We start from the raw sequence: 23,107 nt of genomic DNA on the forward strand, positions 1-23,107 counted from the left end.
AAAATTTTAAAAAGATGTTTAAAAAAATATTAATTGCCAACAGAGGTGAAATTGCTTTAAGAGTAATAAGAACCTGTAAAGAAATGGGAATAAAAACAGTTGCAGTTTACTCTACAGCTGATGCTGAAAGTTTGCATGTAAAGTTTGCAGACGAAGCAGTTTGTATTGGTCCACCACCAAGTAATTTATCCTATTTAAAAATGTCAAGTATTATTGCTGCTGCAGAAATTACAAATGCAGATGCAATTCATCCAGGTTACGGATTTCTTTCAGAAAATGCTAAGTTTTCTAAAATTTGTCAAGAACACGGAATAAAATTTATTGGTGCTTCACCAGAAATGATTGATAAAATGGGCGATAAAGCATCAGCCAAAGCCACTATGAAAGCAGCAGGCGTTCCATGCGTTCCAGGTTCAGAAGGATTATTAGAATCTTATGAACAAGCTTTAGAATTGTCTAAAGAAATGGGTTTTCCAGTAATGCTAAAAGCAACAGCTGGTGGCGGTGGAAAAGGAATGCGTGCCGTTTGGAAAGAAGATGAGTTGCTAAAAGCTTGGGAAAGTGCGCGTCAAGAATCGGCTGCTGCATTTGGAAATGACGGAATGTATCTAGAAAAATTAATTGAAGAACCACGTCATATAGAAATTCAAGTTGTTGGAGATTCTTATGGAAAAGCATGTCATTTATCAGAAAGAGATTGCTCAGTACAACGTCGTCATCAAAAATTGACAGAGGAAACTCCATCACCTTTTATGACTGATGAATTAAGAAATAAAATGGGTGAAGCTGCTGTAAAAGCTGCCGAATTTATTAAATATGAAGGTGCAGGAACAGTAGAATTTCTAGTTGACAAACATAGAAATTTCTATTTTATGGAAATGAATACTAGAATTCAAGTAGAACATCCAATTACAGAACAAGTAATAGATTACGACTTAATCCGTGAACAAATTATGGTTGCTGCAGGAATTCCAATTTCTGGAAAAAATTATTTTCCAAATCTTCATGCTATAGAATGTAGAATAAATGCCGAAGATCCATACAACGATTTTCGTCCATCACCTGGAAAAATAACTGTATTGCATTCTCCTGGAGGACACGGAGTTCGTCTAGACACACACGTTTACGCCGGTTATACAATTCCGCCAAATTATGATTCTATGATTGCCAAGTTAATAACAACGGCTCAAACTAGAGGAGAAGCAATTAACAAAATGAAACGTGCCTTAGATGAGTTTTACATTGAAGGAATAAAAACTACAATACCGTTTCACAGACAATTAATGGACGAACCAGAATATGTTGCAGGAAATTATACCACTGCATTTATGGATACTTTTAAAATGAAAGAAATAGATTAAATATCAGTAAACCATTCGTTAATACGGATGGTTTTTTTTTAATCTGAACTTGTTTCAGATTCTCAACTTGTTTCAGATTCTCAACTTAGTACTAATACCAATTTTAAAATATTGTTCTTCCTAAGCTTGTCGAAGGATTTTATTTGAAACGTATAGCTGTGCTATGATTTCAATATAAGTTCATAATTTCCATTAAAATTCTAAATAATTTACATATTTTTATTCCACAAAAAAACCGTTCATCACTGAACGGTTTTTTTTAAATCTAAAATAAATTTTAAATTATGCTTCAAAAGGAATAATAGAAACGTACGATTTATTTTCCGCTTTTTTCTGAAATTTCACAACGCCATCAACTCTTGCATGTAAAGTATGATCTTTACCCATGTAAACGTTTTCGCCTGGATTGTGTTTTGAACCTCTTTGTCTTATGATTATGTTACCAGCAATTGCAGCTTGACCACCATATATCTTAACGCCTAAACGTTTAGAATGTGATTCTCTACCATTCTTCGAACTACCGACACCTTTCTTGTGAGCCATGATGTTATAGGTTTTATAGGTTATTAATTAATTAAACAGCTTTACCACCGTTTAATTCATCTTGTAATTTTTTTAATTCGTCCATTTTACCATCGGCAGCAAGCTGTGCTTGTTGTGCCCATGTTGTAGGATCTAAGTGTTGTACTTTATTAGTAGATGCATCAAGAATTTCTTTAACAGCTTCAGCGCTTGTAGCAGCTAATTTTGCAAAAGTATCAATTCCTCCAGCAACTAATGCCTCAGCAGCTTTTGGACCAATTCCTTCAATAATCACTAAATCATCACCTGTTTTAGAAGCTTTAGCCGCTTTTGGTGCTTTTTCTTCAACTACTTCTACTAGTTTTTCTGCTTTTGGTGCTTTTTCAACTTTTACAGTTGCTTCTGCTTTTGGAGCTTCTTCTTTTTTAGGAGTTGATTTTTTTCCACCTGTAGCACTAATTCCTTCAATAAGGATTTGTGTTAAATACTGACGGTGACCGTTTCTCTTTTTGTAACCTTTTCTTCTTTTCTTTTTGAAAATAATTACTTTATCACCTTTTAAGTGTTGTAACACTTTTGCTTCTACTGAAGCACCTTCTATAGCTGGGGCGCCTAAAGTGATTGATCCATTGTCATCTAAAAGAAGAACTTTGTCAAAAGAAACTTTTGAACCTTCTTCATTTGTCAAACGGTGAACATAAACCTTTAAGTCTTTGCTTACTTTAAATTGTTGCCCTGCTATCTCTACGATTGCGTACATAACAAATTGTTTATTAAATTTAAGTTTGCAAATATATAACTTTTTTCTACACGCACAACGCTTACTCAAAAAAACTTTTTACTTAAATATCAAGTAATTATAATAATAGATTGACATCAATTATTCTTACATTTATTAAATAAAAAAACTTATTTTTGTGTAACAATATTAGTATTTAGTTTACTAATTATACTATCAACTAAAATTTATAGTTTTTTATGAAAAATTCACTAATTGCTTTAAGTACATTGCTTATGCTAGGAGGAACTGCTTCTGCCCAAAAGGTAGCTTTTGAAGAATATGATTTAGACAACGGAATGCATGTTATTTTGCACAATGACAATTCGGCTCCAGTTGTAATTACATCTGTAATGTATCATGTTGGTGCTAAAGACGAAAATCCTACCAGAACTGGATTCGCTCACTTTTTTGAACACCTTTTATTTGAAGGAACTCAAAATATTAAACGTGGCGAATGGTTTAAAATTGTAACTTCTAATGGTGGTACGAATAATGCCAATACTACAGAAGATAGAACGTATTATTACGAAGTTTTCCCTTCTAATAATTTAGAATTAGGTTTGTGGATGGAATCTGAAAGATTATTACATCCAGTAATTAATCAAATAGGTGTTGATACACAAAACGAAGTCGTTAAAGAAGAAAAAAGATTACGTTATGATAATTCTCCTTATGGTCAATTAATTCCTGAGGTTAAGAAAAATATGTTTAAAAATCATCCTTATCGTTGGACAACTATTGGTTCTATGGATCATTTAGATGCAGCAACATTGGAAGAATTTCAAGCATTTAATAAAAAGTTTTATGTGCCTAATAATGCAGTTTTAGTAGTTGCAGGAGATATTAGTAATGTTACACAAACTAAAGAATGGATTCAAAAATATTTTGGTTCAATACCTAAAGGCGCAGCAGTTACAAGACAAACATTTGTAGAAGAACCAATTACGCAGACTATTAAAGCGCGTTATGAGGATTCAAACATTCAAAAAGAAATGGTTGTTGCTGCTTACAGAACTCCTTCAATGAAAACTCGTGATGCTAGAGTTCTTGATATGATTTCTTCCATTTTATCTGACGGAAAAAGTTCTCGTTTGTATAAAAAAATAGTTGACGATAAAAAGATGGCATTACAAATTGGTGCTTTTAGTTACAATCAAGAAGATTATGGAACTTATATTCTTTACGGATTGCCTCAAGGTGAATTTACATCAGAAAATATTTTAGCAGAAGTAGATGCAGAAATTGTAAATCTTCAAACGAATTTAATATCTGAAAATGAACTTCAAAAATTAAAAAATAAATACGATAATACTTTTGTAGACAGTAATTCTAGCGTTGAAGGAATTGCAGATAATTTAGCTACTTATTATATGTTGTATAAAGATGTAAATTTAATTAATACCGAAGTTGAAATGTACCGATCTATTACTCGTGAGGAAATTAGAGATATTGCTAAAAAATATCTAAACCCAAATCAACGTTTAATTTTAGATTATGTTCCTGCTAAAGATAAAGCTGATACTAAATAATTTACAACTATGAAAACAGCGATTCCAACTATTCAAAAAAATAAAACTTATAAAATGAGTAAAAAAATAGCACTATTAGTAACAAGTTTGTTCCTTACAGTAATTATGCAAGCACAAGACAGACCACAGCCAAAACCTGGCGCAGCACCAAAAGTTAACATTAACAAGCCACAAACTTTTACACTTCCCAACGGATTAAAGGTTATGATTGTAGAAAATCATAAATTACCAAGAGTTTCATTTAATCTTACATTAGATAATGCTCCTTATGCAGAAGGCGATAAAAAAGGTGTTGATGATTTAACAAGTTCATTAATTGGAAACGGTTCTATGAAAGTTTCTAAAGATGCTTTTAACGAAGAGATAGATTTTCTTGGAGCCAATATTAATTTTTATTCTTCTGGTGCATCTGCATCTGGATTGTCTAAATATTCAAAAAGAATTTTAGAATTAATGGCAGATGGAGCTTTAAATCCTAATTTTACTCAAGCAGAATTAGATAAAGAAAAAGAAAAACTAATTGAGAATTTAAAAACTCAAGAAAAAAGTGTAACAGCAGTTGCAGGAAGAGTTGAGAACGTATTGGCTTATGGAAAAAATCATCCATCTGGCGAATATTTAACTGAAACTACAATTAGTAATGTTTCATTATCTGATGTAAAAGCTAATTATACTTCGTATTTTGTTCCAGAACATGCTTATCTAGTTATTATTGGAGATATAAAATTTAAGGAAACTAAAAAAGCAGTTGAAAAACTTTTTGGCTCTTGGGCTAAAGCTACTGCGCCAAGATTAACCTATTCTAATCCATCTAATGTTCAGTACAGTCAAATAAATTTTGTTGATATGCCTAATGCAGTTCAATCTGAAATTTCGTTGATAAATACAGTACAACTAAAAATGGCCGATGCCGATTTCTTTCCAGTAATTATTGCCAATCAAGTTCTTGGTGGCGATTTTAATAGTTACTTAAATATGAATTTAAGAGAAGCTCACGGTTGGACATACGGTGCAAGATCTAACGTAGGTTATGATAAAAATATGGCAAGTACTTTTAAAGCCAATTCTCAAGTTAGAAATATGGTTACCGATAGCGCTGTAGTAGAATTTTTGAAAGAAGTTAAAAAAATTCGTACAGAAAAAGTTGCCGATGATGTGTTGAATAATGTAAAGGCAGGATATGTTGGACGATTTGTAATGCAAGTAGAAAAACCAGCAACAATTGCACGTTATGCTTTAAACACAGAAGTTCAAGGATTGCCATCAGATTTTTATGAAAACTACATTAAAAATATAAATGCAGTTTCTGCAGAAGATGTTTTACGTGTTTCAAATAAATATTTCTTAGAAGATAATTTAAGAATTGTAGTTGTGGGTAAAGGTTCAGATGTAATTGCAGGATTAGAAAAATTAAAAATTCCAATGTTTTATTTTGATAAATTTGGAAATGCTACAGACAAACCAGCAATGAAAAAACCAGTTCCAGCTGGAGTTACCGTAAAATCTGTTTTAGATAATTACATAACTGCAATTGGTGGAGAAAAAGCTGCAAAAGCTGTAAAAACTGTGGCCTCTATTGGATCTACAAAAATTCCTCAAATTCCTTCTCCATTAAGTTTTGTGTCTAAAGTTGATGTAAAAGGTAAAATGATGGTTGAAGTTTCTATGCCAGGAATGAGCTTAATGAAACAAGTCGTTAACGAAAATGGTGGTTACCAAACAAGTCAAGGTCAGAAAAAAGCACTTGAAGGAGAAGAATTAGCAAGAATGAAACAAGAATCGGTTCCTTTTGTAGAATTAACTTTGGCATCTAAACCTGGAGTAACAGTTGCAGCAATTGAACCAATAAACGGAAACGATGCTTATGCTGTTGTAGATGGCGATAAAACATCGTACTATGATGTAAAATCGGGTTTAAAAACTGCCGAAGCTCAAGTACAAGATCAAGATGGAAAAAAAGCAACAATGATGACTTACTATAATGATTACAGAGATGTAAAAGGTGTAAAATTTCCTTTTAATTTAGTAATGAATGTAGGTATAGAATTAGATGTAAAATTTTCTGAAGTAAAAACTAACGAAGGTGTTACTGATGCTGATTTTCAATAATTAAGTTTCAATAAAAAAGTTAAACCATTAAAATGTTGAGGTAATTAAGAATAGAAAAACTTAATGAAACTTAATGTCTTAATGGTTTTTTATTTTCAAATAATAAGCCGTTTCATAATAATTGAAACGGCTTTTTTAATTTTTAGAAGATATAAACAGAACACTAATTCCGAAGTTTCGAAATTGAAAACTGAACAATAAACACTGAACACTGAAAACTACTTCCTATTCGCCAAATAAACCCCAACTAAAATAATAAAAGCACCAACAAATTGAATTGTAGTAAGGTTTTCATTATCAAGTAATCCCCAAAAAAAGGCAACTACTGGAATTAAATAAGTTACAGATGTAGCAAAAACTGGAGATGATAATTGAATTAATCTAAAGAAAATAATATTTGCTATTCCAGTTCCAACAACTCCTAGAATTACAATGTAGAAAACTGCATTTTGAGTTTGCTGAAATTTAACAATCTCAAAAAAATCTGAAAAATATAAAACCGCCAAAGAAGGAAGTAATAACACTGCAAAATTTCCTGTAGAAATGGTTAAAGGTGATAAATTTGATAAATATTTTTTTATCAAATTTACATTTGTTGCATAACAAATAGAAGCTATTACAACTAAAATAGCATAATAATAATTCTGTTCTGGATGGTTTGCTGCGCCATTTAAAATCAACATCGCGCTTCCAATTAACCCAATTAGTACGCCTAAAATTTGTTGCCTTTTAAACGTTAATCCAAATGCTAACGTGCCTAAAATTAACGTGTTTAAAGGTGTTAACGAATTTAAAATAGCGCTTACCGAACTAGAAATTTGGGTTTGTGCAATAGAAAACAAATAAACTGGAATAAATGTGCCAAATAAAGAGGTTAAAGCAACAAACTTCCATTGACCTTGCGGAATTTTTGGTAACGTTTTAAAACCAATCAGTAATAAAAATAATGCTGCAAATAGTATTCTTAACGATCCCAATTGAAACGGATTTAATCCTAACAATCCTTTTTTAATCAATATAAACGAACTTCCCCAAATTGTTGCTAGAACGATTAACAGTATCCATTTTAGTTGTTTTGTTAACATATAGTGTAATGTAAATTTGTGATAATTTTATAATTGTCTTCTAAAAAATAAAGTAATTTTGTCAAAGATAGTGGTGACTATTTTATTAAAATAATATAATTATGATTTTTCCTAAAGCTATACTTTCCTTTGCATTTGCGTCTGTACTTTTAGTTGGATGCAAAGATAAAACAACTGTTGCTTCAAATGATGTAGAAAAAACAACTTCTAAAAAAGAAATTGTTGCGGCTTTAAAACCAGAAACGGCAAGTTTTAAAATTGACGGAATGGTTTGCGAAATTGGTTGTGCCAAAACCATAGAAGAAAAATTAGTTAAAATGGAAGGCATTCAAGAAGTTAAAGTAAACTTTGAAACCAAGCAAGCAACTGTAAATTTCGATTTAGATAAACTTACTTCTACAGATATTGTAAAAGCTGTTGAAACAACCGGAGACGGAAAAACTTATAAAGTTTCTGAAATTAAAACTTTAAATAAAGCTTAAACTTCTAATTTTTAAACATAAAAAAAACCGTTCCAATAATATATTAGAACGGTTTTTCAATTTGAATTAATAATTATTTTGGCATTACAACTGAATCAATTGCATGAATTATTCCATTTGAAGCAGCAACATCAGCTATTGCAACTGTAGAAGTTTTTCCGTTTGCATCAGTTAAAATAACTTTTCCTTCATTTAAACTCAAGTCAATTTTTCCTCCTTGAACTGTAGTAACTGTATATTTACCTTTACCTTTAGTAATTGCATCTGTAACTGTAGCAGCATCAAATTTTCCTGCAACAACGTGATACGTTAATAAACCTTTTAGTTTTTCAACATTTTCTGGTTTCAACAATCCATCAACTGTTCCTGCTGGTAATTTTTCAAAAGCTGCATTTGTTGGTGCAAATACTGTAAATGGTCCATCGCCACTCAATGTTTCAACTAAACCTGCTGCTTTAACTGCCGCAACTAATGTTGAAAAATCTGGATTTCCTGCTGCAACATCTACAATTGTAGTTGTTTTTACTTCAACTGTTGTTGTGTCCATTGCAACTTCTGTAGAATCTGTTGCTGTTACATCTGTTGGTGTGTCTGTTTTCTTCTCTCCGCAAGAAGCCATTGTAATTACTACTAATGCAAAGGCACTAATTTTTTTCACTAAATTCATAATACTGTTTTTTTAAGTTATACGTATAATGTAAAATTAGTAAAAAGATTATTTTGTTTAACGATATGGTTAATTAATTAAACAAAATTTAACAATAGTATAAGTATATGAATGTAAGAATATTTAAATCAATAAGATTTATAGTATATTTTATTTCCACTTTAAAGTCTCCATAATGTGTTGCATATCATTTTTAATATAATCTGCAGCAGGCATTATTGAATCGTAATTGGGTTTTGCATAAAAATAAACAGAACCAGTTACAAAATGTTTTATGCTATCAGTAACATAAAATTGTGCATTGGTTGCTGCGTTTCCGTTAACATTATAAAACATTCCGTACACTTTTTTATCTGGATTTAAATAAGGTTGCTCCAAGATATCGTCTGCTTTTATAACATGTTCATAAGTAAGTTTTTGAGCATCACGAAGCAGTTTATCAACATCACCATTTACATTTTTATAAGTTAAATAAATAGTTGCTTTCATTTTAGGATAGGTTATAGAAAATCCACAATTGTTATCTTCTTTAATTATTCCATCAGAGTTTATTTCAAATGTTATTGGACAATGGTTTTCGAATGCCGCATATTCTGCCACAGGATAATCCAATCGCAATTGACTTGATGGTTTTGGCAAAACATCGTCTTTACAACTTATAAAAAGTAGTGCAATTGCAAAAGTTGTTATTCCTAAAATGTGTTTAATTTTACGTTGCATCAATAGTTACTTTTATTTGTTTAATTCGTTTTTTATCTACCAATTCTATTTTAAAAAGACAATTTTCAAACTGAATTTTTTGTCCTTTTTTAGGAAAATTTCCAAGTATTTCTAATATAAATCCGGCTAATGTTTCTGCTTCGCCTTTTCTTATTTCAAATGAGTATTCATCTACATCAATAATTCTATAAAAATCTTTTAGATTTATTTTTCCTTCAAACAAGAAATTATTTTCATCAATTTTAGAATAATTAATATTTTCATCGTCAAATTCGTCACTAATATCACCAACAATTTCTTCAATAATATCTTCTAATGATACCAATCCAGATGTACCACCATATTCATCAACAACAATTGCTAAGTGACTTTTCATTCCTTGAAAATCTTTCAATAAATTATCAAGTTTTTTATTTTCTGGAACAAAAAACGGTTCTCTAAGCAATTCTTTCCAATCAAATTCTTTTTTGTTAATGTGTGGAATTAAATCTTTAATAAACAAAACGCCTTTTATGTTGTCTATATTGTCTTGATAAACTGGAATTCTAGAATATCCTTTTTCAACTATTTTTGGATAAATTTCGGCAAATGTTTCGTCAATATCCAATCCAAAAATATCTATTCTTGGACTCATAACTTGCTTTGTATCAGTATTTCCAAAGCTTACAATTCCTTCTAGAATTTTTTGTTCTTCGCTAGAAGTATCATCTGTAGAAGTTAATTCTAGTGCTTGCGAAAGTTGATCTACAGAAAAATTAGTTTTTTGTTTGCCCAATTTATTTTGTAAAAAAAGTGTCAAACTTCGCATTGGTAAACTTATTGGCGAAAGTAATTTGTCTAGTATTGATAAAGGATAAGCAATAAAACTTGCAAATTTTGTATTATTTCTACTAGCGTAAATTTTGGGTAAAACTTCGCCAAACAACAAAATTAAAAAAGTTACTAAAATTACTTCTACAGCAAATTTTAAAACTGAAGACGTAATGGTAGAAAAAACTTCGTCAAGAGAAAACGAAAATAAAATTACAATTGCAATGTGTAAAAAATTATTTGCAACTAAAATTGTAGCCAATAATTTCTTTGGTTTTGACAATAACTTATTTATAATTTTGGCTTTCGCAGATGATGAACTTGCTAATTCATTAAGATTTTGAGGCGATAAAGAAAAAAGCGCCACTTCTGATGCTGCAACCATTGCACAACAAAAAAGTAATAAAACAATACCAATTATCCCAAAAAGTAAATTGGTGTCTAGTGAAGAAAATAATGTTAAACTGGGTTCTGGATCCAAGCTGCTAAATTTGGTTAAACAATATTAAAAAGGCAAATCATTTACTGCATTCTGCTCGTTTGGAGCATCAAAATTGTTGTTTTTTGGCTCAGAAATTGGCATAGATTTGTTTCCTTCGGTATCTTTTTTCACTGTTAAAAAAGTAAATTCGGTAACTTGAATTTCTGTTGTATATTTTGTAGAACCGTCTTCAGCTTGCCATTGACGCGATTTTATTCTTCCTTCAACATAAATTTTATCGCCTTTAGATAAATATTTTTCGCAAATTTCGGCAGCTTTATTTCTTACAACTAGATTATGCCATTCTGTAGAAGTAATTTTTTCGTTGGTTTGCTTGTTAATATAAACTTCATTTGTAGCCAACGGAAAACGCCCAATGCAGTTGCCACCTTCAAAATAGTGCATTTTTACATCGTCACCAAGATGACCTATAAGCATAACTTTATTTAATGTTCCTGCCATAATTGTAGCGGTTTGTTTAATTCAAAATTACAAATAAATTCAAATAATTAATTTAAAATACCTTTTTTAGTTTCTTCCCAAGAATAAGATTTGCTTTCGCCATTAAAATGTTTTTCTCTTCTTTCATCAATAATCTTATAATCATCTTCGGTTAAATCACTACAATCTTCTTCAAGAATACTCTTGATTTTTTTTAAAATAGATTCTTTTTTTGTACTCAAAAGCATTTCTATTAATTCTAGTTTTGTAAGTTGTAAATCCATAATTATAAATTGTTAACTATTTCAAAGGTAATTATTTTTTTTAATACTTTTATTTAAAGGTAATTATATCGAATACTTTTCTATAAAATTATGAATTACTATAGGAAATGGGAACGTTTTTAAGGTTTCTAAATCAATTCCTTTTTCTAATTTATTTTTAATTTCAACCTTATAAAAATTAATATGCAATTTTTGATGTGATAATTTATGAATTATTTGATTGTCATTATATTGAGTAATTTCCATTATTTTTTTATCCGAAAATTTTTCATTTATTTCATCAGTAATGGTTTCAAAATCTACTTTGTCTTCAGTTTCAATTACTGGAAATTCATATAAATTTTGCCATATACCTTTTTCTACTCTTTTATTTATAACAGTATGATTATCAACATCTATAAAAATTAAATAATTAAAATAACGATTAGTAACCTTTGTCTTTTTTAATTTAACAGGAAGTTCGCTAACCTTTTTTAATTGCAAAGCAGCGCAACTCGAATTAAAAATACAATTACTACAATTTGGGTTTTTTGGTACACATTGCAATGCTCCAAATTCCATAATTGCTTGGTTAAACAATGCAGGATTGTCTTTCGGGATTAACTCATTTGCCAAAGCAGTAAATTCTTTTTTGGCTGTAGATGATGCAATATCTGTTTCAACATTAAAATATCTTGATAAAACTCTAAAAACATTTCCATCAACAACAGGTACAACTTCATTAAATGCAAATGAAGCAATTGCAGCTGCAGTATATTGACCAATTCCTTTTAATTTTAGTAAATCTTTGTAATTATTTGGGAAATTTCCGTTTAATTCTAATGCAATAAATTGAGCCGTTTTGTGCATATTTCTTGCTCTAGAATAATATCCTAAACCTTGCCAAAGTTTTAAAACCTGTTCTTCATCGGCTTTCGCCAAATCAAAAACAGTAGGAAAGTTTTCCATAAATGATAAAAAATAAGGCATTCCTTGCGCAACTCTTGTTTGTTGAAGCATAATTTCAGACAACCAAATAGGATACGGATTGGTGGTATTTCGCCAAGGCAAATCGCGTTTATTTTGTAAATACCAATGCAATAATGAGTTAGAAAATTCCATAAAAAATATTGGATGACAAAAGTAATTGTTTATCTGATTAAATTTTAATCAATTATCCTTGAAATATTGTTTTTTTAATTCCTATATTTGCACTCTCAAAAAAATACACATAATTTAATAAATACGAAAGAAAATGACGAAAGCAGATATCGTAGCTAAAATTTCAGAAAGATTAGGACTAGAAAAAGGAGATGTTCAATCTACAGTTGAAACATTTATGGAAGAAGTAAAAAACTCTCTAGAAACTGGAGATAACGTTTACTTAAGAGGTTTTGGAAGTTTTATAGTTAAAACTAGAGCTGAAAAAACAGGTAGAAATATTTCTAAAAATACTACAATAAAAATTCCAGCACACAACATTCCAGCATTTAAACCTGCAAAAGTATTTGTTGAAGGAGTAAAAACTAAAACTGAAATAGCAGTTTAAAAATTTATTTATTAATCACACTAAACACACCAAGTTATGCCAAGTGGTAAAAAAAGAAAAAGACATAAGGTAGCTACGCACAAACGTAAAAAACGTGCAAGAGCTAACCGTCATAAAAAGAAAAAGTAGTTTTAAACTACTTTTTTCTTTTTTAAACGTTCATTGAAATTGAAAATTAGTAATCTGTTGTCAGTAAAGTATTAGGTATCTGTATACTAAAAACTGTAAACTGAACACTATTTTTCTTTGGGTAAAACCTGTAAAAAATTATTGTTTAATCCATCCTTGCTTAAAAAAGTTTATGGTTTATGGTTTATTATTTATGGTTAAAATCTATAAACAACAAACTAAAAACTACAAACCTTAAAGTTGGGATAAAAATTTACAACGTGAATAAAGAACTGATTATCAGATCTAGCGACAATGCTGTAGATTTTGCCTTATTAAAAGATGGAAAACTAATTGAATTACATAAAGAAGAAGAAAAAATTAGCAGTTTTCTTGTTGGTGATATTTTTATTGCCAAAATAAGAAAACCTGTTTCTGGCTTAAATGCTGCTTTTGTAAATGTTGGCTCAGATAAAGACGCCTTTTTACATTATCACGATTTAGGTCCCAATTTATCTTCCTATTTAAAATTCATTAAACTTGTAAGCGCAGGTAAAATAAAAGATTTCTCCCTAAAAAACTTTCAGTTTGAAAAAGAAATAGATAAAGATGGTGCCATTGCCGATGTGCTAAGTGCCAACCAATCTGTTTTAGTGCAAGTGGTTAAGGAACCAATTTCTACCAAAGGACCAAGAATAAGCGGTGAGCTATCTTTTGCTGGTAGATTTTTAGTTCTTGTACCGTTTTCTGATAGGGTTTCTGTTTCTCAAAAAATAGAAGAAAAATCAGAAAAAGACCGATTAAAAAAATTGGTACAAGCAATCAAACCAAAAGGTTTTGGTGTTATTGTGAGAACAGTAGCCGAAGGCAAAAACACAGCCGAACTAGAAAAAGACTTGCAAAACCTCAATGATAGATGGCTAGCAATGTGCAAAAAATTAGTAACTGCTCATCATCCGTCTAAAGTATTGGGCGAACTTAGTAAAGTTTCGTCAATATTAAGAGATGTATTTAATGATACCTTTACTGGTATTCAAGTAGATGAAGAAGAGTTATACAATGAAACCAAGGACTATTTAGCCGAAATAGCTCCTGAAAAACAAAAAATAGTTAAGTTTTATCAGTCAAAAGACACACCAATTTTTGAAAAATACAACATCGAAAGACAAATAAAAACATCGTTTGGAAAAACGGTATCAATGAGCAAAGGTGCTTATTTGATAATAGAACACACTGAAGCTCTTCACGTTATAGACGTAAATAGTGGAAACCGTTCTAACAAAGCTAATAATCAGGAAGATACTGCTCTAGAAGTTAATATGATTGCTGCAACAGAAATTGCGCGCCAATTAAGACTTCGAGATATGGGTGGAATTATTGTAGTCGATTTTATCGATATGCAAAATCCAGATAATCGCCAAGTGTTGTTTAATCATCTTCGAGAAGAAATGAGTGATGATAAAGCCAAGCATAAAATTTTACCGCCAAGTAAATTTGGACTAGTTCAAATAACACGTCAGCGAGTAAGACCAGAAGTAAATATTGAAACAAGAGAAGAAAATCCTAATAATTTGCCTGGTGATATAGATGCACCAATTCAAATTATAGATAAAATTACTTTTTCTCTAGAAAAGTTATTAAAAGACCATAAAAAAGTTGTGTTAAATGTGCATCCTTTTGTGGCAGCATATTTAAAAACTGGTATTCCATCAATACGTTCAAAATGGTTTTTTGAACATAAAAAATGGGTGAAAATTATACCTCGTGACGCTTACACGTATCTAGATTATCGCTTTTTTGACTCTCAAGGAAACGAAATCAAAGAATAATTTCTAAAAATTTAGAAAATTTCAAACCGCCTTTCAATAGATTGGCGGTTTTTTTGTGATTAAAAACTTCCATAATAGTAGTATTTTTTTGTTTTTATAATGCAGTTTTCAATTATATTTGTTTTATAAAATTATTCCATTGAAAAAGACATTATTACTCGCGTTATTACTTGTATCATCATTATCATTTGCTCAAAAAGAAAAAACTTTATTTTGGGAAATATCCGGTAACGGATTAACTAAAAAATCCTATTTGTACGGAACAATGCACGTAAATGATAAAATTTCCTATCATTTAAGTGATGCCTTTTTTAAAAATTTATTAGCTTCAGATATTGTTAGTAACGAAAGCGATCCTGAAACTTGGGATGAAGTTATAGCTTTAATGCAACAAAGCAGTTTGTATTCTCCTTATAATTTTTACTCAACTTTTTATTTAAATCCAATAAAAAAAAATGCTATAAAAACAGTGTTTATAAACAGTAATTATTTTGCAAATATGCTTTCTGGCGTAGAAGGAGAAAAATCTGATTATCAAGAAAATACAGTTTTAGATATGTTTATTTATCAAACAGGTAGAAAATATAAAAAACGAATTATTGGTTTAGAAAGCGCTACAGAATCAATGCTTTCTGTAATGAAAATTAAACAAGATGATGCAAGACCAGATGATAAAAACAGAGAGTTATTATTAAAAATTGTAAAATCGGGTAACTTTAATGAAGCAACTAAAGAGTATTATAGAGAGAAAGATGTGTTAATGCTAGATTCTATTTATAAATTAATGTTTTCTAAAAAAGCGCACGATGCTTTAATTGTAAATAGAAACATTATTATGACTAAAAGTATCGATTCTCTTGCTAAAACTGGAAGTTTATTTTCGGCTGTTGGCGCAGCGCATCTTGCTGGAAAACAAGGAATTATTCAGCTTTTAAGAGACAAAGGTTACACGGTTTCTCCAATTATTGATGTAATGTCTAAAAATGGTGAGGCGCAAAAAAAGGCAATTGAAGATTTTTATCCTAATCCTGGATTTATAGCTACATCATCTAAAGACAATATGATTAAAATGCCATTAACTAATAAAATTATAAAAAATGGCGAAGATATTGGTTCTCCAGATTTTACAAATGGTGGCGCAATTTCAATTAAAAGGATTCCGTTAAATTCATTTATGAATAAAAAAGACGAACTTTTTAATCCTAAAACTATTGACAGTTTATTTTTTGAAAATATACCTGGAACAATTTTAGAAAAAAATTATTTCGAACAAGATAATTATGTTGGTTACGATATTAAAAATGCAACTAAAAACGGAAATAATCAGCATTGGCGATTTTACATTACTCCTTTAGAACTAATCACGGTTTCTATGATTGGATCTGGAAATTACACAAGACAATTTGAAAAAGAAGTATTTGACAATATAAAAATTAAATCGTTTTCTACCAATTGGGAACGAATTACACCGTTAAAAGGTGGATTTTCTGTAGATGTTCCTGAGTTTAATATGGTTTATGGAAACACAGATGAAACGGTAAAAAATGTAGAAATTCAAGCGTATAATTCATCAGAAAAAGGATATTATTTTGTTACAGAAAACACTTTAAATTCTACAAATTTTTTAGAAGATAGCGAGTTTGAACAAAAACAAATTCATTATGAATTTTATCTTCAACACGATGCTGATTCTACCAACACAAAGTTTGATAAAATTAAGCAAATATATACATCGCAATCTAAAATTGGGAATAAAAATGTAAAATTAAAATCGGTAATTAAAGGAACAAAATATTATTTATTAGGAACAATTAATGCTACTGAGGAAAATTCAACTAAGTTTTTTGAATCGTTTAAAGAAGAAAAATTTAATTATAAAACTTCATATACTACATACACAGACACGGTTTCTAAATTTAAAATTGACGTTCCTAAAAAACAAAATGAAGCGTTATTTTTAGACATTCCAGATTTTAACTACAAATCTAAAAATGCATTTATATCTAAAGCAGAATCTAAATCTTTCAATTCTGCATCTGGTAAAAGCGTAGATTTAGAATTTTATAAATACCACAAATACGATCATATTGACAACTTAGATTCGGTAAAAGTTTATTTTAAAAAGTTGTTTTTAAATGAAAATGTATATGAAAATAATGAAGACGAAATTGATTATTCTAATGAGTATGATGATTATGATGATGATTATGACAAAACCATTTATACTTCATTATTAAATTTTAATTTTAATTCTAAAAAAGGATTTTCTAAATCTATATGGAATGATTTAGTCAAAGATAAAGAAGAAAAATATGAAATAATAAGCGAATCTACAACATTTGACAAAGATACTAATACGCACTTTTTCAATGCTTTAGTTTCTAAACCAAATGCAACTCAAGCCATAAAAAGTAAAATTATATTTACCGAAGATTCTTATGCTCAGTTATCTACTCTAGTTGAAAGAGAGTATAAAAATGATGATGAGTTTATAGAAAAAACTTTTAATTCTTATAATACATTACAAAAAAGTACAACATCGGTATTTGACGATAAAATAAAATTATTTATTGAAGATGCTAATAGTGAGAAAGATACAATTAGATACTCAGCAATGAGTTCTATATATCAATTAAAAATTGGCAAAAAAGATTTTGAAACAATTACTAATTTTATTGATACTTTTAAATTTAAAGATTCTGAAATTGATTCAGCAGAATCGTTACTAATAAAAATTGGCAAGATTGAAGACAGTAGAGTAATTCCATATTTAGAAAAAACGTTTAAAAAAGAAGGCGTAAAAACCGGAATTCAATTTGGAGTTTTAAATGCTTTAACCAATCAAAAATCTAAATTGGCTTACAAGAAAATAATGGAATTGTTAGAATATGATTTACCCATTTCTACTAATGAATTCGATATTTCTAGTATGTTTCAATTGTTTGAAAAAGATTTAGAAAACAGCAAAGAATTATTTCCTAAAATTTACCAATATTACAGTATAAAAGAATATAATGATCCTATTATAAAATTTTGCAACAAATTGTTAGAGAGTAATTTGGTTAGTCCAAAAAAATTAAATTCTTTCAAAAAAATTATTACTACTAATGCTAAACTTGAATATAAAAGGATATTGAGTTGGAAAGAAAAAAATCCTAATGAGGAAGATCTAAATAATGACGATTTAGTAAAAAAAGCTGTAGATGCTATAGAAAATGCTGTAGAAGAAGCTACAAAAGCAGTTGAAGCTGCAGCAGAAGAAGATTCAGAAGAAATGAGTGATGAAGTAGCTGTAGAAGAAGTTGCAGATGTAATAAAATCAAGTACAGATGATTTTGAAAGTTCAGAAGCACCAGTTAAAGATTTAATAAATTACATTAATTTGATGTATTCTTTTCAAAAAGATGACGCATTTTTAACGTTAACAGAAAAAATAAAAAAACTTAAAATTTCACAATTGGATATCGAATTACTTCGATTGGATTTATTAAACAACAGACTTTCTTCATCAGAAATTGAAACGGCTTTAAACAATCCAAAAACAAGATACATTACAATTCAATTACTTTTAAACAAAAATAAAACGGCACTTTACAGTTCAATTTCCGACGAACAAATTGCAGAATCTGCCGTTTTTAATTTTGAATCGTTAAAAGAGAAAGACAAAATTTCATTGTTGTATAAGCAAAATGTGAAAATTAATGATAAAGAAACTATTTATTATTTCTTTGAAATTATTAGAAAAGTTGACAAAGACGAAGTAGAGAAAAAAGAGCTTTATCCTATTGCGTTTGTTGTAGAAAACGGAAAAATAAATCCTATAGCATATAAAGCTTTAACTACCAAAGACATTAATGATGACGATGTTAATTTGACTAAAATTTATCAAAGCATAATTACCGAATCGTTAAACGAAAAACATTTTAGAGCAACTTTTGAGAAAGTAAAAGAACTAGAAGAAAATTATCTTTATGACGATTATTAATATGATTTAACCCATGTTAGATTCTAAAAAAAATACAATTTATATAATTCTGGCAGGAATTTTTATCACCAATGCAATTGTAGCAGAACTAATAGGTGGAAAACTAATTTTTGTTGGACCATATGTTATGAGTATTGGAATTTTACCTTGGCCAATTGTTTTTATAACTACCGATTTAATAAACGAATATTTTGGAGAAAAAGGAGTAAAAAAACTTTCCTTAATCACAGCTTGCCTCATTGCTTATTGTTTTATTCTGTTATACATTGCTTTAAAAATTCCAGCAGTTGTTGGTACAGGTTTGGTTTCTGATGAGCAATTTAATGGTGTTTTTGGTCAAAGTATGTGGATAATTGTTGGAAGCATAACTGCATTTTTAGTTTCGCAACTTATTGATGTAACCCTATTTCATTTCTTAAAAAGTAAAACTGGAAATAAAATGTTATGGTTGCGAAGCACAGGTTCTACAGTAATATCTCAATTATTTGATAGTTTTATAGTACTTGGAATTGCCTTTTGGTTAACAGGAAAAATGTCTACAGAAGTTTATATTGCCTCAGCATTTACTGGATATTTTGTAAAACTTATAATTGCAATTTTAATGACGCCAATTATTTATTTGGCTCACAGTATTATTGACAGGTATATAAAAAACGAATAATTAAAAAAAGTTAAGTAAATTTACATTATGATATCAAATGCACAAAAAGAAATAATTATCAACATTTTAAAACCTTACAATCCTTCACGTATTGGTTTGTTCGGCTCTGTGGTTAGAAATGAAGAAACAATTTCTAGTGATATAGATATTCTATTTTTAATTAAAAAACCAATAGGTTTATTTACTTTGTCGGATATTCAATTTGAATTAGAAGAAAAATTAGAAAAAAAAGTAGATTTAATTTCTGAAAATGGCTTGAATAAATTTTTAAAAGAAAAAATTTTAAAAGAAGTAAAATATATTTATGAATCCAGATAATACTAAAATATATCTTTTACATATCTTAGAATCTATAGAAAAGTTAGAAGAAATAACTTTAACTACATCTAAAGATCAATTTCTTGGTAGCTGGATTATACAAGACGCAATATTAAAAAATTTTATTGTAATTGGAGAAGCAGTTTCAAATATTGATGAAGAAATAAAGCAGAAATATTTAAATATCAATTGGAGAGGAGCTAAATCAATGAGAAATTTTATTGTGCATGAATATTTTTCTGTTGATTTAAATTTTGTTTGGGAAACTAGCTTTGAAACCATTCCAAATTTTAAAAAAGATATTTATTTTATTAAAAAAGATTTCGAATAATTTATGGAAAATAAAACTCGTTGTGCCTGGTGCGAAAAAGATGATTTATATAGAAAATATCATGATGAAGAATGGGGAAAACCAATTTATGATGATGCGAGTTTATTCGAATTTTTAATACTAGAAACCTTTCAAGCTGGATTAAGTTGGTATACAATTTTAAGCAAAAGAGAAAATTTTAGAAAAGCATTCCACAATTTTGATTACAATAATATTGCAAATTATAAAGAAGATAAAGTTCAAGAATTACTGTTAGATGCCGGAATTATTAGAAATCAATTAAAAATAAGAGCTACAATTTCTAATGCAATTGCTTTTATAAAAGTGCAAGAAGAATTTGGAAGTTTCTCTACTTACATTTGGAAATTCACCAACGGAAAGCCAATTGAAAACAATAGAAAATCATTAAAAGATGTGCCAGCAACATCGCCACTTTCAGACGAAATTAGTAAAGATTTAAAAAAACGTGGTTTTAAATTTGTAGGTTCAACAGTTGTATATGCTCACATGCAAGCTACAGGAATGGTTAATGATCACGTTCAAGATTGTTGGACGCAAAAATAATTTATTTCAAAATCTCCATAAATTCATTTCTAGAAATTTCAAATGCACCCAATTTTTCTAAATGGTCGTTATGAATTTGACAATCTAATAGTTTGTAATCATTCTCTTTTAAATGATTTATCAAACTTACAAATGCCACTTTACTAGCGTTTGGAACTATAGAAAACATACTTTCTCCGCAGAAAACAGTTCCCAAATCTATTCCGTACAATCCGCCAACAAGTTCGTTATTTTGCCAAACTTCTATTGATTTTGCTATTCCAGATTCGTGAAGTTTGGTATAAGAATTTACAATATCGTCTGTAATCCAAGTGCCATCTTGACCTTTACGTTTTATATTTTGACAATGCAAAATCACAGCTTTAAAATTAGTATTCATAGTTACAGAAAAAGTATTTCTGTTTAAAATGTTACGCATACTTTTAGAAACTTTATAACTTTTAGGAAAAACCACCATTCGTTTTGGCGGTGACCACCAAAGTATTGGTTCTTCACTATCAAACCATGGAAAAATTCCGTTTCTGTAAGCCAACAATAATCTTGCAGACGATAAATCGCCACCAACAGCCAAAATTCCTTCTGGTGATGCCAATTCTACTGGCGGAAAAAATAAATCTTTGGATAATATATACATGTTAATTACAATTTCAATTTCAAAAATCAATTTCAATTTCAATTTCAATTTCAAAAATCAATCTCAATTTCAATCTCAATTTCAAAAGTCAATTTCAATTTCAAAAATCAATTTCAATAAAAATTAAAATCTCAAAAATCTAAACACTTTGTCATCCTGAGCGCTTCCGATAGCTATCGGAAGAAGGAACACAATCAATTTCAATTTCAAAAATCAATTTCAATTTCAAAAGTCAATCTCAATTTCAATTTTTACTAAAAATTAATATAAAACTTAAATGTCTTACTTTTCATTTTCTGTGCTAAAGTAGGAAATATAGAAGTATAATAATAATATAAAATTCAATAAAAAAGTTAGAAACTCAAGTAAAACTCAAACTTCTAACTTCCAGCTTCACACTTCATACTTTTTTTTAAAAAGGCAAATCGTCGTGTTCTTCTTCTTTAAAATCAGTTGCTGGAGCAAATGCTTCTGCTGCAGGCATTGGCGGAACTGCTTGTCCTGCCGGAGCTTCTGTTGCCATTCTTTCAACTTTCCAACCTTGAATATCGTTAAAATATTTAGTCTCATTTTGTGGACTAACCCATTCTCTTCCTCTTAAATTGATAGCCACTTTAACAGCTTCACCAACCTTAAAATTATTTAAAATATCGCATTTATCTTGTACAAAATTAATACTTATAAATTGTGGATATTGCTCTTCTGTAGCCACAACCAATTCTCTTTTTTTAAATGAAGCACTCACTTGTTGCTCTGCATTTATAACTTTAATTTTTCCTGAAACTTCCATAATTATTCTGTTTTATTGTTTTGCTAAAAGTACTTTCCAAGCAGTTAGTACTTCATTTTTGTCTATATATTCTTTGGCAAGTTGGTGTTTTTTTACTTCATCGTCAGCACTAAGAACACCTTTTACTTCAAAATTTTGTTTTACAAATATAGTAATTTCTTCTTCTGTAGGCAATGCTTCAACGTTACCTAATTTTCCTAAATCATTTCCGTTAAAAACGATGCTCTTTTTTACAAATTCTGGAATCGCATCAACGCCAATTCCAAGAGTAGAAAGCGGTTTTTCAACCTCAAACAATCCTGCATTAGAACGAGAATACCAATTGCCACCAAGTCTAGAAACCAAATCTATTTTTACAGGATCAATTGTTCCGTTTTCGTCAAGAACAGCTTCGTGAATATGTATTTTTACAACTTCACAAATTATCATATTTCCAGCGCCACCTTCAGTTCCAAGCGCAATTATGTCATTTACCTTGCATTCCAGTTGCACCGGACTTTCTGCCACACGAAATGGTTTTACAAAATGTGACGGAATTGGTGTTAATCCAGCTTTTAAAAATTCGCTAACACCATCGCCATATTCTGTACTCGATAACGACATTTGTTGTACAATATCATAATTTACCACATTAATAACCACTTCACGAGTAGCTTCGCAGTTAATTAAAGTATGTTTTATAGAATTATCTCGCACACGACGCGCAGGCGAAAAAACCAAAATTGGAGGATTAGAACTAAAAATATTAAAAAAACTAAACGGCGACAAATTGGGTTTGCCATTCTTGTCCATAGTACTAGCAAAAGCAATTGGTCTTGGCGCAATGGCACTTTGTAAATATGCTTGTAATTTGGCTGGAGTTAACTCTTTTGGATCAATTGTAATCATAAAAATACATTTCTACAAAGGTAGCAAATCAATTGTAATGTAAATTTCAAACACTCTAATTATAATAGTTTAAGACAAAATTATAATAATTAATCATAATTTTTTTCAAATACTATAATTGTACTAGTTTAAAACAAAATCTATCGCACTTTTTGTCTTTCTGACAAAGGAAGAATCACTGTGAACTTTATTTTATTTG

23 protein-coding genes are annotated in these 23,107 nt (G+C 29.4%); 11 read left to right on the forward strand and 12 right to left on the reverse strand.

Annotation, left to right across the window (positions count from 1 at the left end):
- Positions 1 to 14 precede the first annotated feature (14 nt).
- Positions 15 to 1,361, forward strand: coding sequence for an acetyl-CoA carboxylase biotin carboxylase subunit (accC, locus tag ACH2BC_RS11980; RefSeq protein WP_395054237.1), 1,347 nt, complete (start codon positions 15 to 17; stop codon positions 1,359 to 1,361).
- Between the two features lie 282 nt (positions 1,362 to 1,643).
- On the opposite strand, the gene rpmA is transcribed toward accC, so the two are convergent.
- Both rpmA and rplU read right to left on the reverse strand, forming a co-directional pair.
- On the reverse strand, positions 1,644 to 1,904 hold the full coding sequence (rpmA, locus tag ACH2BC_RS11985) for a 50S ribosomal protein L27 (RefSeq protein ID WP_395054238.1): 261 nt from the start codon (positions 1,902 to 1,904) through the stop codon (positions 1,644 to 1,646).
- A gap of 31 nt (positions 1,905 to 1,935) precedes the next feature.
- Positions 1,936 to 2,643, reverse strand: a complete 708-nt coding sequence (gene rplU / locus ACH2BC_RS11990; RefSeq protein WP_395054239.1) for a 50S ribosomal protein L21 — start codon at positions 2,641 to 2,643, stop codon at positions 1,936 to 1,938.
- Between the two features lie 218 nt (positions 2,644 to 2,861).
- Between rplU and ACH2BC_RS11995 the strand changes: the two genes are divergently transcribed.
- Complete coding sequence (locus tag ACH2BC_RS11995) at positions 2,862 to 4,193, forward strand: M16 family metallopeptidase (protein WP_395054240.1); 1,332 nt, start codon at positions 2,862 to 2,864, stop codon at positions 4,191 to 4,193.
- A 54-nt stretch (positions 4,194 to 4,247) separates the two neighbouring features.
- A complete protein-coding gene (locus ACH2BC_RS12000; RefSeq protein WP_395054241.1) occupies positions 4,248 to 6,302 on the forward strand; it encodes a M16 family metallopeptidase in 2,055 nt (684 codons plus the stop codon).
- A 218-nt stretch (positions 6,303 to 6,520) separates the two neighbouring features.
- Here ACH2BC_RS12000 and ACH2BC_RS12005 read toward each other — a convergent pair whose 3' ends face one another.
- On the reverse strand, positions 6,521 to 7,387 hold the full coding sequence (locus ACH2BC_RS12005; RefSeq protein ID WP_395054242.1) for a DMT family transporter: 867 nt from the start codon (positions 7,385 to 7,387) through the stop codon (positions 6,521 to 6,523).
- Between the two features lie 101 nt (positions 7,388 to 7,488).
- Between ACH2BC_RS12005 and ACH2BC_RS12010 the strand changes: the two genes are divergently transcribed.
- The gene (locus ACH2BC_RS12010; RefSeq protein ID WP_395054243.1) at positions 7,489 to 7,869 is read left to right on the forward strand and encodes a heavy-metal-associated domain-containing protein; all 381 of its coding nucleotides are present in this window, start codon (positions 7,489 to 7,491) and stop codon (positions 7,867 to 7,869) included.
- A gap of 73 nt (positions 7,870 to 7,942) precedes the next feature.
- On the opposite strand, the gene ACH2BC_RS12015 is transcribed toward ACH2BC_RS12010, so the two are convergent.
- The 6 genes from ACH2BC_RS12015 to mutY all read right to left on the reverse strand — a co-directional run bounded on the left by ACH2BC_RS12015 (position 7,943) and on the right by mutY (position 12,373).
- Positions 7,943 to 8,536: a fasciclin domain-containing protein gene (locus tag ACH2BC_RS12015; protein ID WP_395054244.1), complete on the reverse strand. Its 594-nt coding sequence runs from the start codon at positions 8,534 to 8,536 to the stop codon at positions 7,943 to 7,945.
- Between the two features lie 150 nt (positions 8,537 to 8,686).
- Positions 8,687 to 9,256 (reverse strand): gliding motility lipoprotein GldD, encoded by a 570-nt coding sequence (gene gldD, locus ACH2BC_RS12020; RefSeq protein WP_395054245.1) that lies wholly within the window; start codon positions 9,254 to 9,256, stop codon positions 8,687 to 8,689.
- Positions 9,246 to 10,547, reverse strand: a complete 1,302-nt coding sequence (locus ACH2BC_RS12025; protein WP_395054246.1) for a gliding motility-associated protein GldE — start codon at positions 10,545 to 10,547, stop codon at positions 9,246 to 9,248. The genes gldD and ACH2BC_RS12025 overlap by 11 nt, the downstream gene beginning before the upstream one ends.
- Positions 10,548 to 10,571: 24 nt before the next feature.
- Entirely contained in the window at positions 10,572 to 11,009 is a 438-nt protein-coding gene (locus ACH2BC_RS12030) for a single-stranded DNA-binding protein (RefSeq protein ID WP_395054247.1), read from the reverse strand.
- Between the two features lie 47 nt (positions 11,010 to 11,056).
- Positions 11,057 to 11,272: a hypothetical protein gene (locus ACH2BC_RS12035; RefSeq protein WP_395054248.1), complete on the reverse strand. Its 216-nt coding sequence runs from the start codon at positions 11,270 to 11,272 to the stop codon at positions 11,057 to 11,059.
- 63 nt (positions 11,273 to 11,335) lie between these two features.
- Positions 11,336 to 12,373, reverse strand: coding sequence for an A/G-specific adenine glycosylase (gene mutY / locus ACH2BC_RS12040; protein WP_395054249.1), 1,038 nt, complete (start codon positions 12,371 to 12,373; stop codon positions 11,336 to 11,338).
- A 133-nt stretch (positions 12,374 to 12,506) separates the two neighbouring features.
- On the opposite strand from mutY, the gene ACH2BC_RS12045 reads away from it, so the two are divergent.
- From ACH2BC_RS12045 to ACH2BC_RS12075, 7 genes are all read left to right on the forward strand, one after another.
- Entirely contained in the window at positions 12,507 to 12,800 is a 294-nt protein-coding gene (locus ACH2BC_RS12045; RefSeq protein ID WP_395054250.1) for an HU family DNA-binding protein, read from the forward strand.
- A 389-nt stretch (positions 12,801 to 13,189) separates the two neighbouring features.
- Positions 13,190 to 14,737: an Rne/Rng family ribonuclease gene (locus ACH2BC_RS12050; RefSeq protein WP_395054251.1), complete on the forward strand. Its 1,548-nt coding sequence runs from the start codon at positions 13,190 to 13,192 to the stop codon at positions 14,735 to 14,737.
- Between the two features lie 139 nt (positions 14,738 to 14,876).
- Entirely contained in the window at positions 14,877 to 18,722 is a 3,846-nt protein-coding gene (locus ACH2BC_RS12055) for a TraB/GumN family protein (RefSeq protein WP_395054252.1), read from the forward strand.
- Between the two features lie 13 nt (positions 18,723 to 18,735).
- Complete coding sequence (locus tag ACH2BC_RS12060) at positions 18,736 to 19,383, forward strand: queuosine precursor transporter (protein WP_395054253.1); 648 nt, start codon at positions 18,736 to 18,738, stop codon at positions 19,381 to 19,383.
- 27 nt (positions 19,384 to 19,410) lie between these two features.
- Positions 19,411 to 19,701, forward strand: coding sequence for a nucleotidyltransferase family protein (locus ACH2BC_RS12065; protein WP_395054254.1), 291 nt, complete (start codon positions 19,411 to 19,413; stop codon positions 19,699 to 19,701).
- Positions 19,688 to 20,032 carry a DUF86 domain-containing protein gene (locus ACH2BC_RS12070; RefSeq protein ID WP_395054255.1) on the forward strand — a complete coding sequence of 115 codons (345 nt, stop codon included), beginning with the start codon at positions 19,688 to 19,690 and terminating at the stop codon, positions 20,030 to 20,032. The genes ACH2BC_RS12065 and ACH2BC_RS12070 overlap by 14 nt, the downstream gene beginning before the upstream one ends.
- Before the next feature lie 3 nt (positions 20,033 to 20,035).
- Positions 20,036 to 20,596, forward strand: a complete 561-nt coding sequence (locus tag ACH2BC_RS12075; protein ID WP_395054256.1) for a DNA-3-methyladenine glycosylase I — start codon at positions 20,036 to 20,038, stop codon at positions 20,594 to 20,596.
- Position 20,597: 1 nt separating this feature from the next.
- Here ACH2BC_RS12075 and aat read toward each other — a convergent pair whose 3' ends face one another.
- The 3 genes from aat to ACH2BC_RS12090 form a co-directional block, all read right to left on the reverse strand.
- On the reverse strand, positions 20,598 to 21,230 hold the full coding sequence (gene aat, locus ACH2BC_RS12080) for a leucyl/phenylalanyl-tRNA--protein transferase (protein WP_395054257.1): 633 nt from the start codon (positions 21,228 to 21,230) through the stop codon (positions 20,598 to 20,600).
- Between the two features lie 412 nt (positions 21,231 to 21,642).
- Positions 21,643 to 22,020: a DUF3127 domain-containing protein gene (locus ACH2BC_RS12085; protein WP_395054258.1), complete on the reverse strand. Its 378-nt coding sequence runs from the start codon at positions 22,018 to 22,020 to the stop codon at positions 21,643 to 21,645.
- 12 nt (positions 22,021 to 22,032) lie between these two features.
- On the reverse strand, positions 22,033 to 22,908 hold the full coding sequence (locus ACH2BC_RS12090; RefSeq protein ID WP_395054259.1) for a flavin reductase family protein: 876 nt from the start codon (positions 22,906 to 22,908) through the stop codon (positions 22,033 to 22,035).
- Between the last annotated feature and the right edge of the window lie 199 nt (positions 22,909 to 23,107).

This window comes from Flavobacterium sp., from assembly GCF_043760115.1.
Classification (GTDB): Bacteria; Bacteroidota; Bacteroidia; order Flavobacteriales; family Flavobacteriaceae; genus Flavobacterium.

What these genes read in the sequence shown, in the direction of transcription:
- accC (WP_395054237.1), top strand. Translation starts at nt 15, where the DNA reads ATGTTTAAAAAAATATTAATTGCCAACAGAGGTGAAATTGCTTTAAGA.
- rpmA (WP_395054238.1), bottom strand. Translation starts at nt 1,904, where the DNA reads ATGGCTCACAAGAAAGGTGTCGGTAGTTCGAAGAATGGTAGAGAATCA.
- rplU (WP_395054239.1), bottom strand. Translation starts at nt 2,643, where the DNA reads ATGTACGCAATCGTAGAGATAGCAGGGCAACAATTTAAAGTAAGCAAA.
- ACH2BC_RS11995 (WP_395054240.1), top strand. Translation starts at nt 2,862, where the DNA reads ATGAAAAATTCACTAATTGCTTTAAGTACATTGCTTATGCTAGGAGGA.
- ACH2BC_RS12000 (WP_395054241.1), top strand. Translation starts at nt 4,248, where the DNA reads ATGAGTAAAAAAATAGCACTATTAGTAACAAGTTTGTTCCTTACAGTA.
- ACH2BC_RS12005 (WP_395054242.1), bottom strand. Translation starts at nt 7,387, where the DNA reads ATGTTAACAAAACAACTAAAATGGATACTGTTAATCGTTCTAGCAACA.
- ACH2BC_RS12010 (WP_395054243.1), top strand. Translation starts at nt 7,489, where the DNA reads ATGATTTTTCCTAAAGCTATACTTTCCTTTGCATTTGCGTCTGTACTT.
- ACH2BC_RS12015 (WP_395054244.1), bottom strand. Translation starts at nt 8,536, where the DNA reads ATGAATTTAGTGAAAAAAATTAGTGCCTTTGCATTAGTAGTAATTACA.
- gldD (WP_395054245.1), bottom strand. Translation starts at nt 9,256, where the DNA reads ATGCAACGTAAAATTAAACACATTTTAGGAATAACAACTTTTGCAATT.
- ACH2BC_RS12030 (WP_395054247.1), bottom strand. Translation starts at nt 11,009, where the DNA reads ATGGCAGGAACATTAAATAAAGTTATGCTTATAGGTCATCTTGGTGAC.
- ACH2BC_RS12035 (WP_395054248.1), bottom strand. Translation starts at nt 11,272, where the DNA reads ATGGATTTACAACTTACAAAACTAGAATTAATAGAAATGCTTTTGAGT.
- mutY (WP_395054249.1), bottom strand. Translation starts at nt 12,373, where the DNA reads ATGGAATTTTCTAACTCATTATTGCATTGGTATTTACAAAATAAACGC.
- ACH2BC_RS12045 (WP_395054250.1), top strand. Translation starts at nt 12,507, where the DNA reads ATGACGAAAGCAGATATCGTAGCTAAAATTTCAGAAAGATTAGGACTA.
- ACH2BC_RS12060 (WP_395054253.1), top strand. Translation starts at nt 18,736, where the DNA reads ATGTTAGATTCTAAAAAAAATACAATTTATATAATTCTGGCAGGAATT.
- ACH2BC_RS12065 (WP_395054254.1), top strand. Translation starts at nt 19,411, where the DNA reads ATGATATCAAATGCACAAAAAGAAATAATTATCAACATTTTAAAACCT.
- ACH2BC_RS12070 (WP_395054255.1), top strand. Translation starts at nt 19,688, where the DNA reads ATGAATCCAGATAATACTAAAATATATCTTTTACATATCTTAGAATCT.
- ACH2BC_RS12075 (WP_395054256.1), top strand. Translation starts at nt 20,036, where the DNA reads ATGGAAAATAAAACTCGTTGTGCCTGGTGCGAAAAAGATGATTTATAT.
- aat (WP_395054257.1), bottom strand. Translation starts at nt 21,230, where the DNA reads ATGTATATATTATCCAAAGATTTATTTTTTCCGCCAGTAGAATTGGCA.
- ACH2BC_RS12085 (WP_395054258.1), bottom strand. Translation starts at nt 22,020, where the DNA reads ATGGAAGTTTCAGGAAAAATTAAAGTTATAAATGCAGAGCAACAAGTG.
- ACH2BC_RS12090 (WP_395054259.1), bottom strand. Translation starts at nt 22,908, where the DNA reads ATGATTACAATTGATCCAAAAGAGTTAACTCCAGCCAAATTACAAGCA.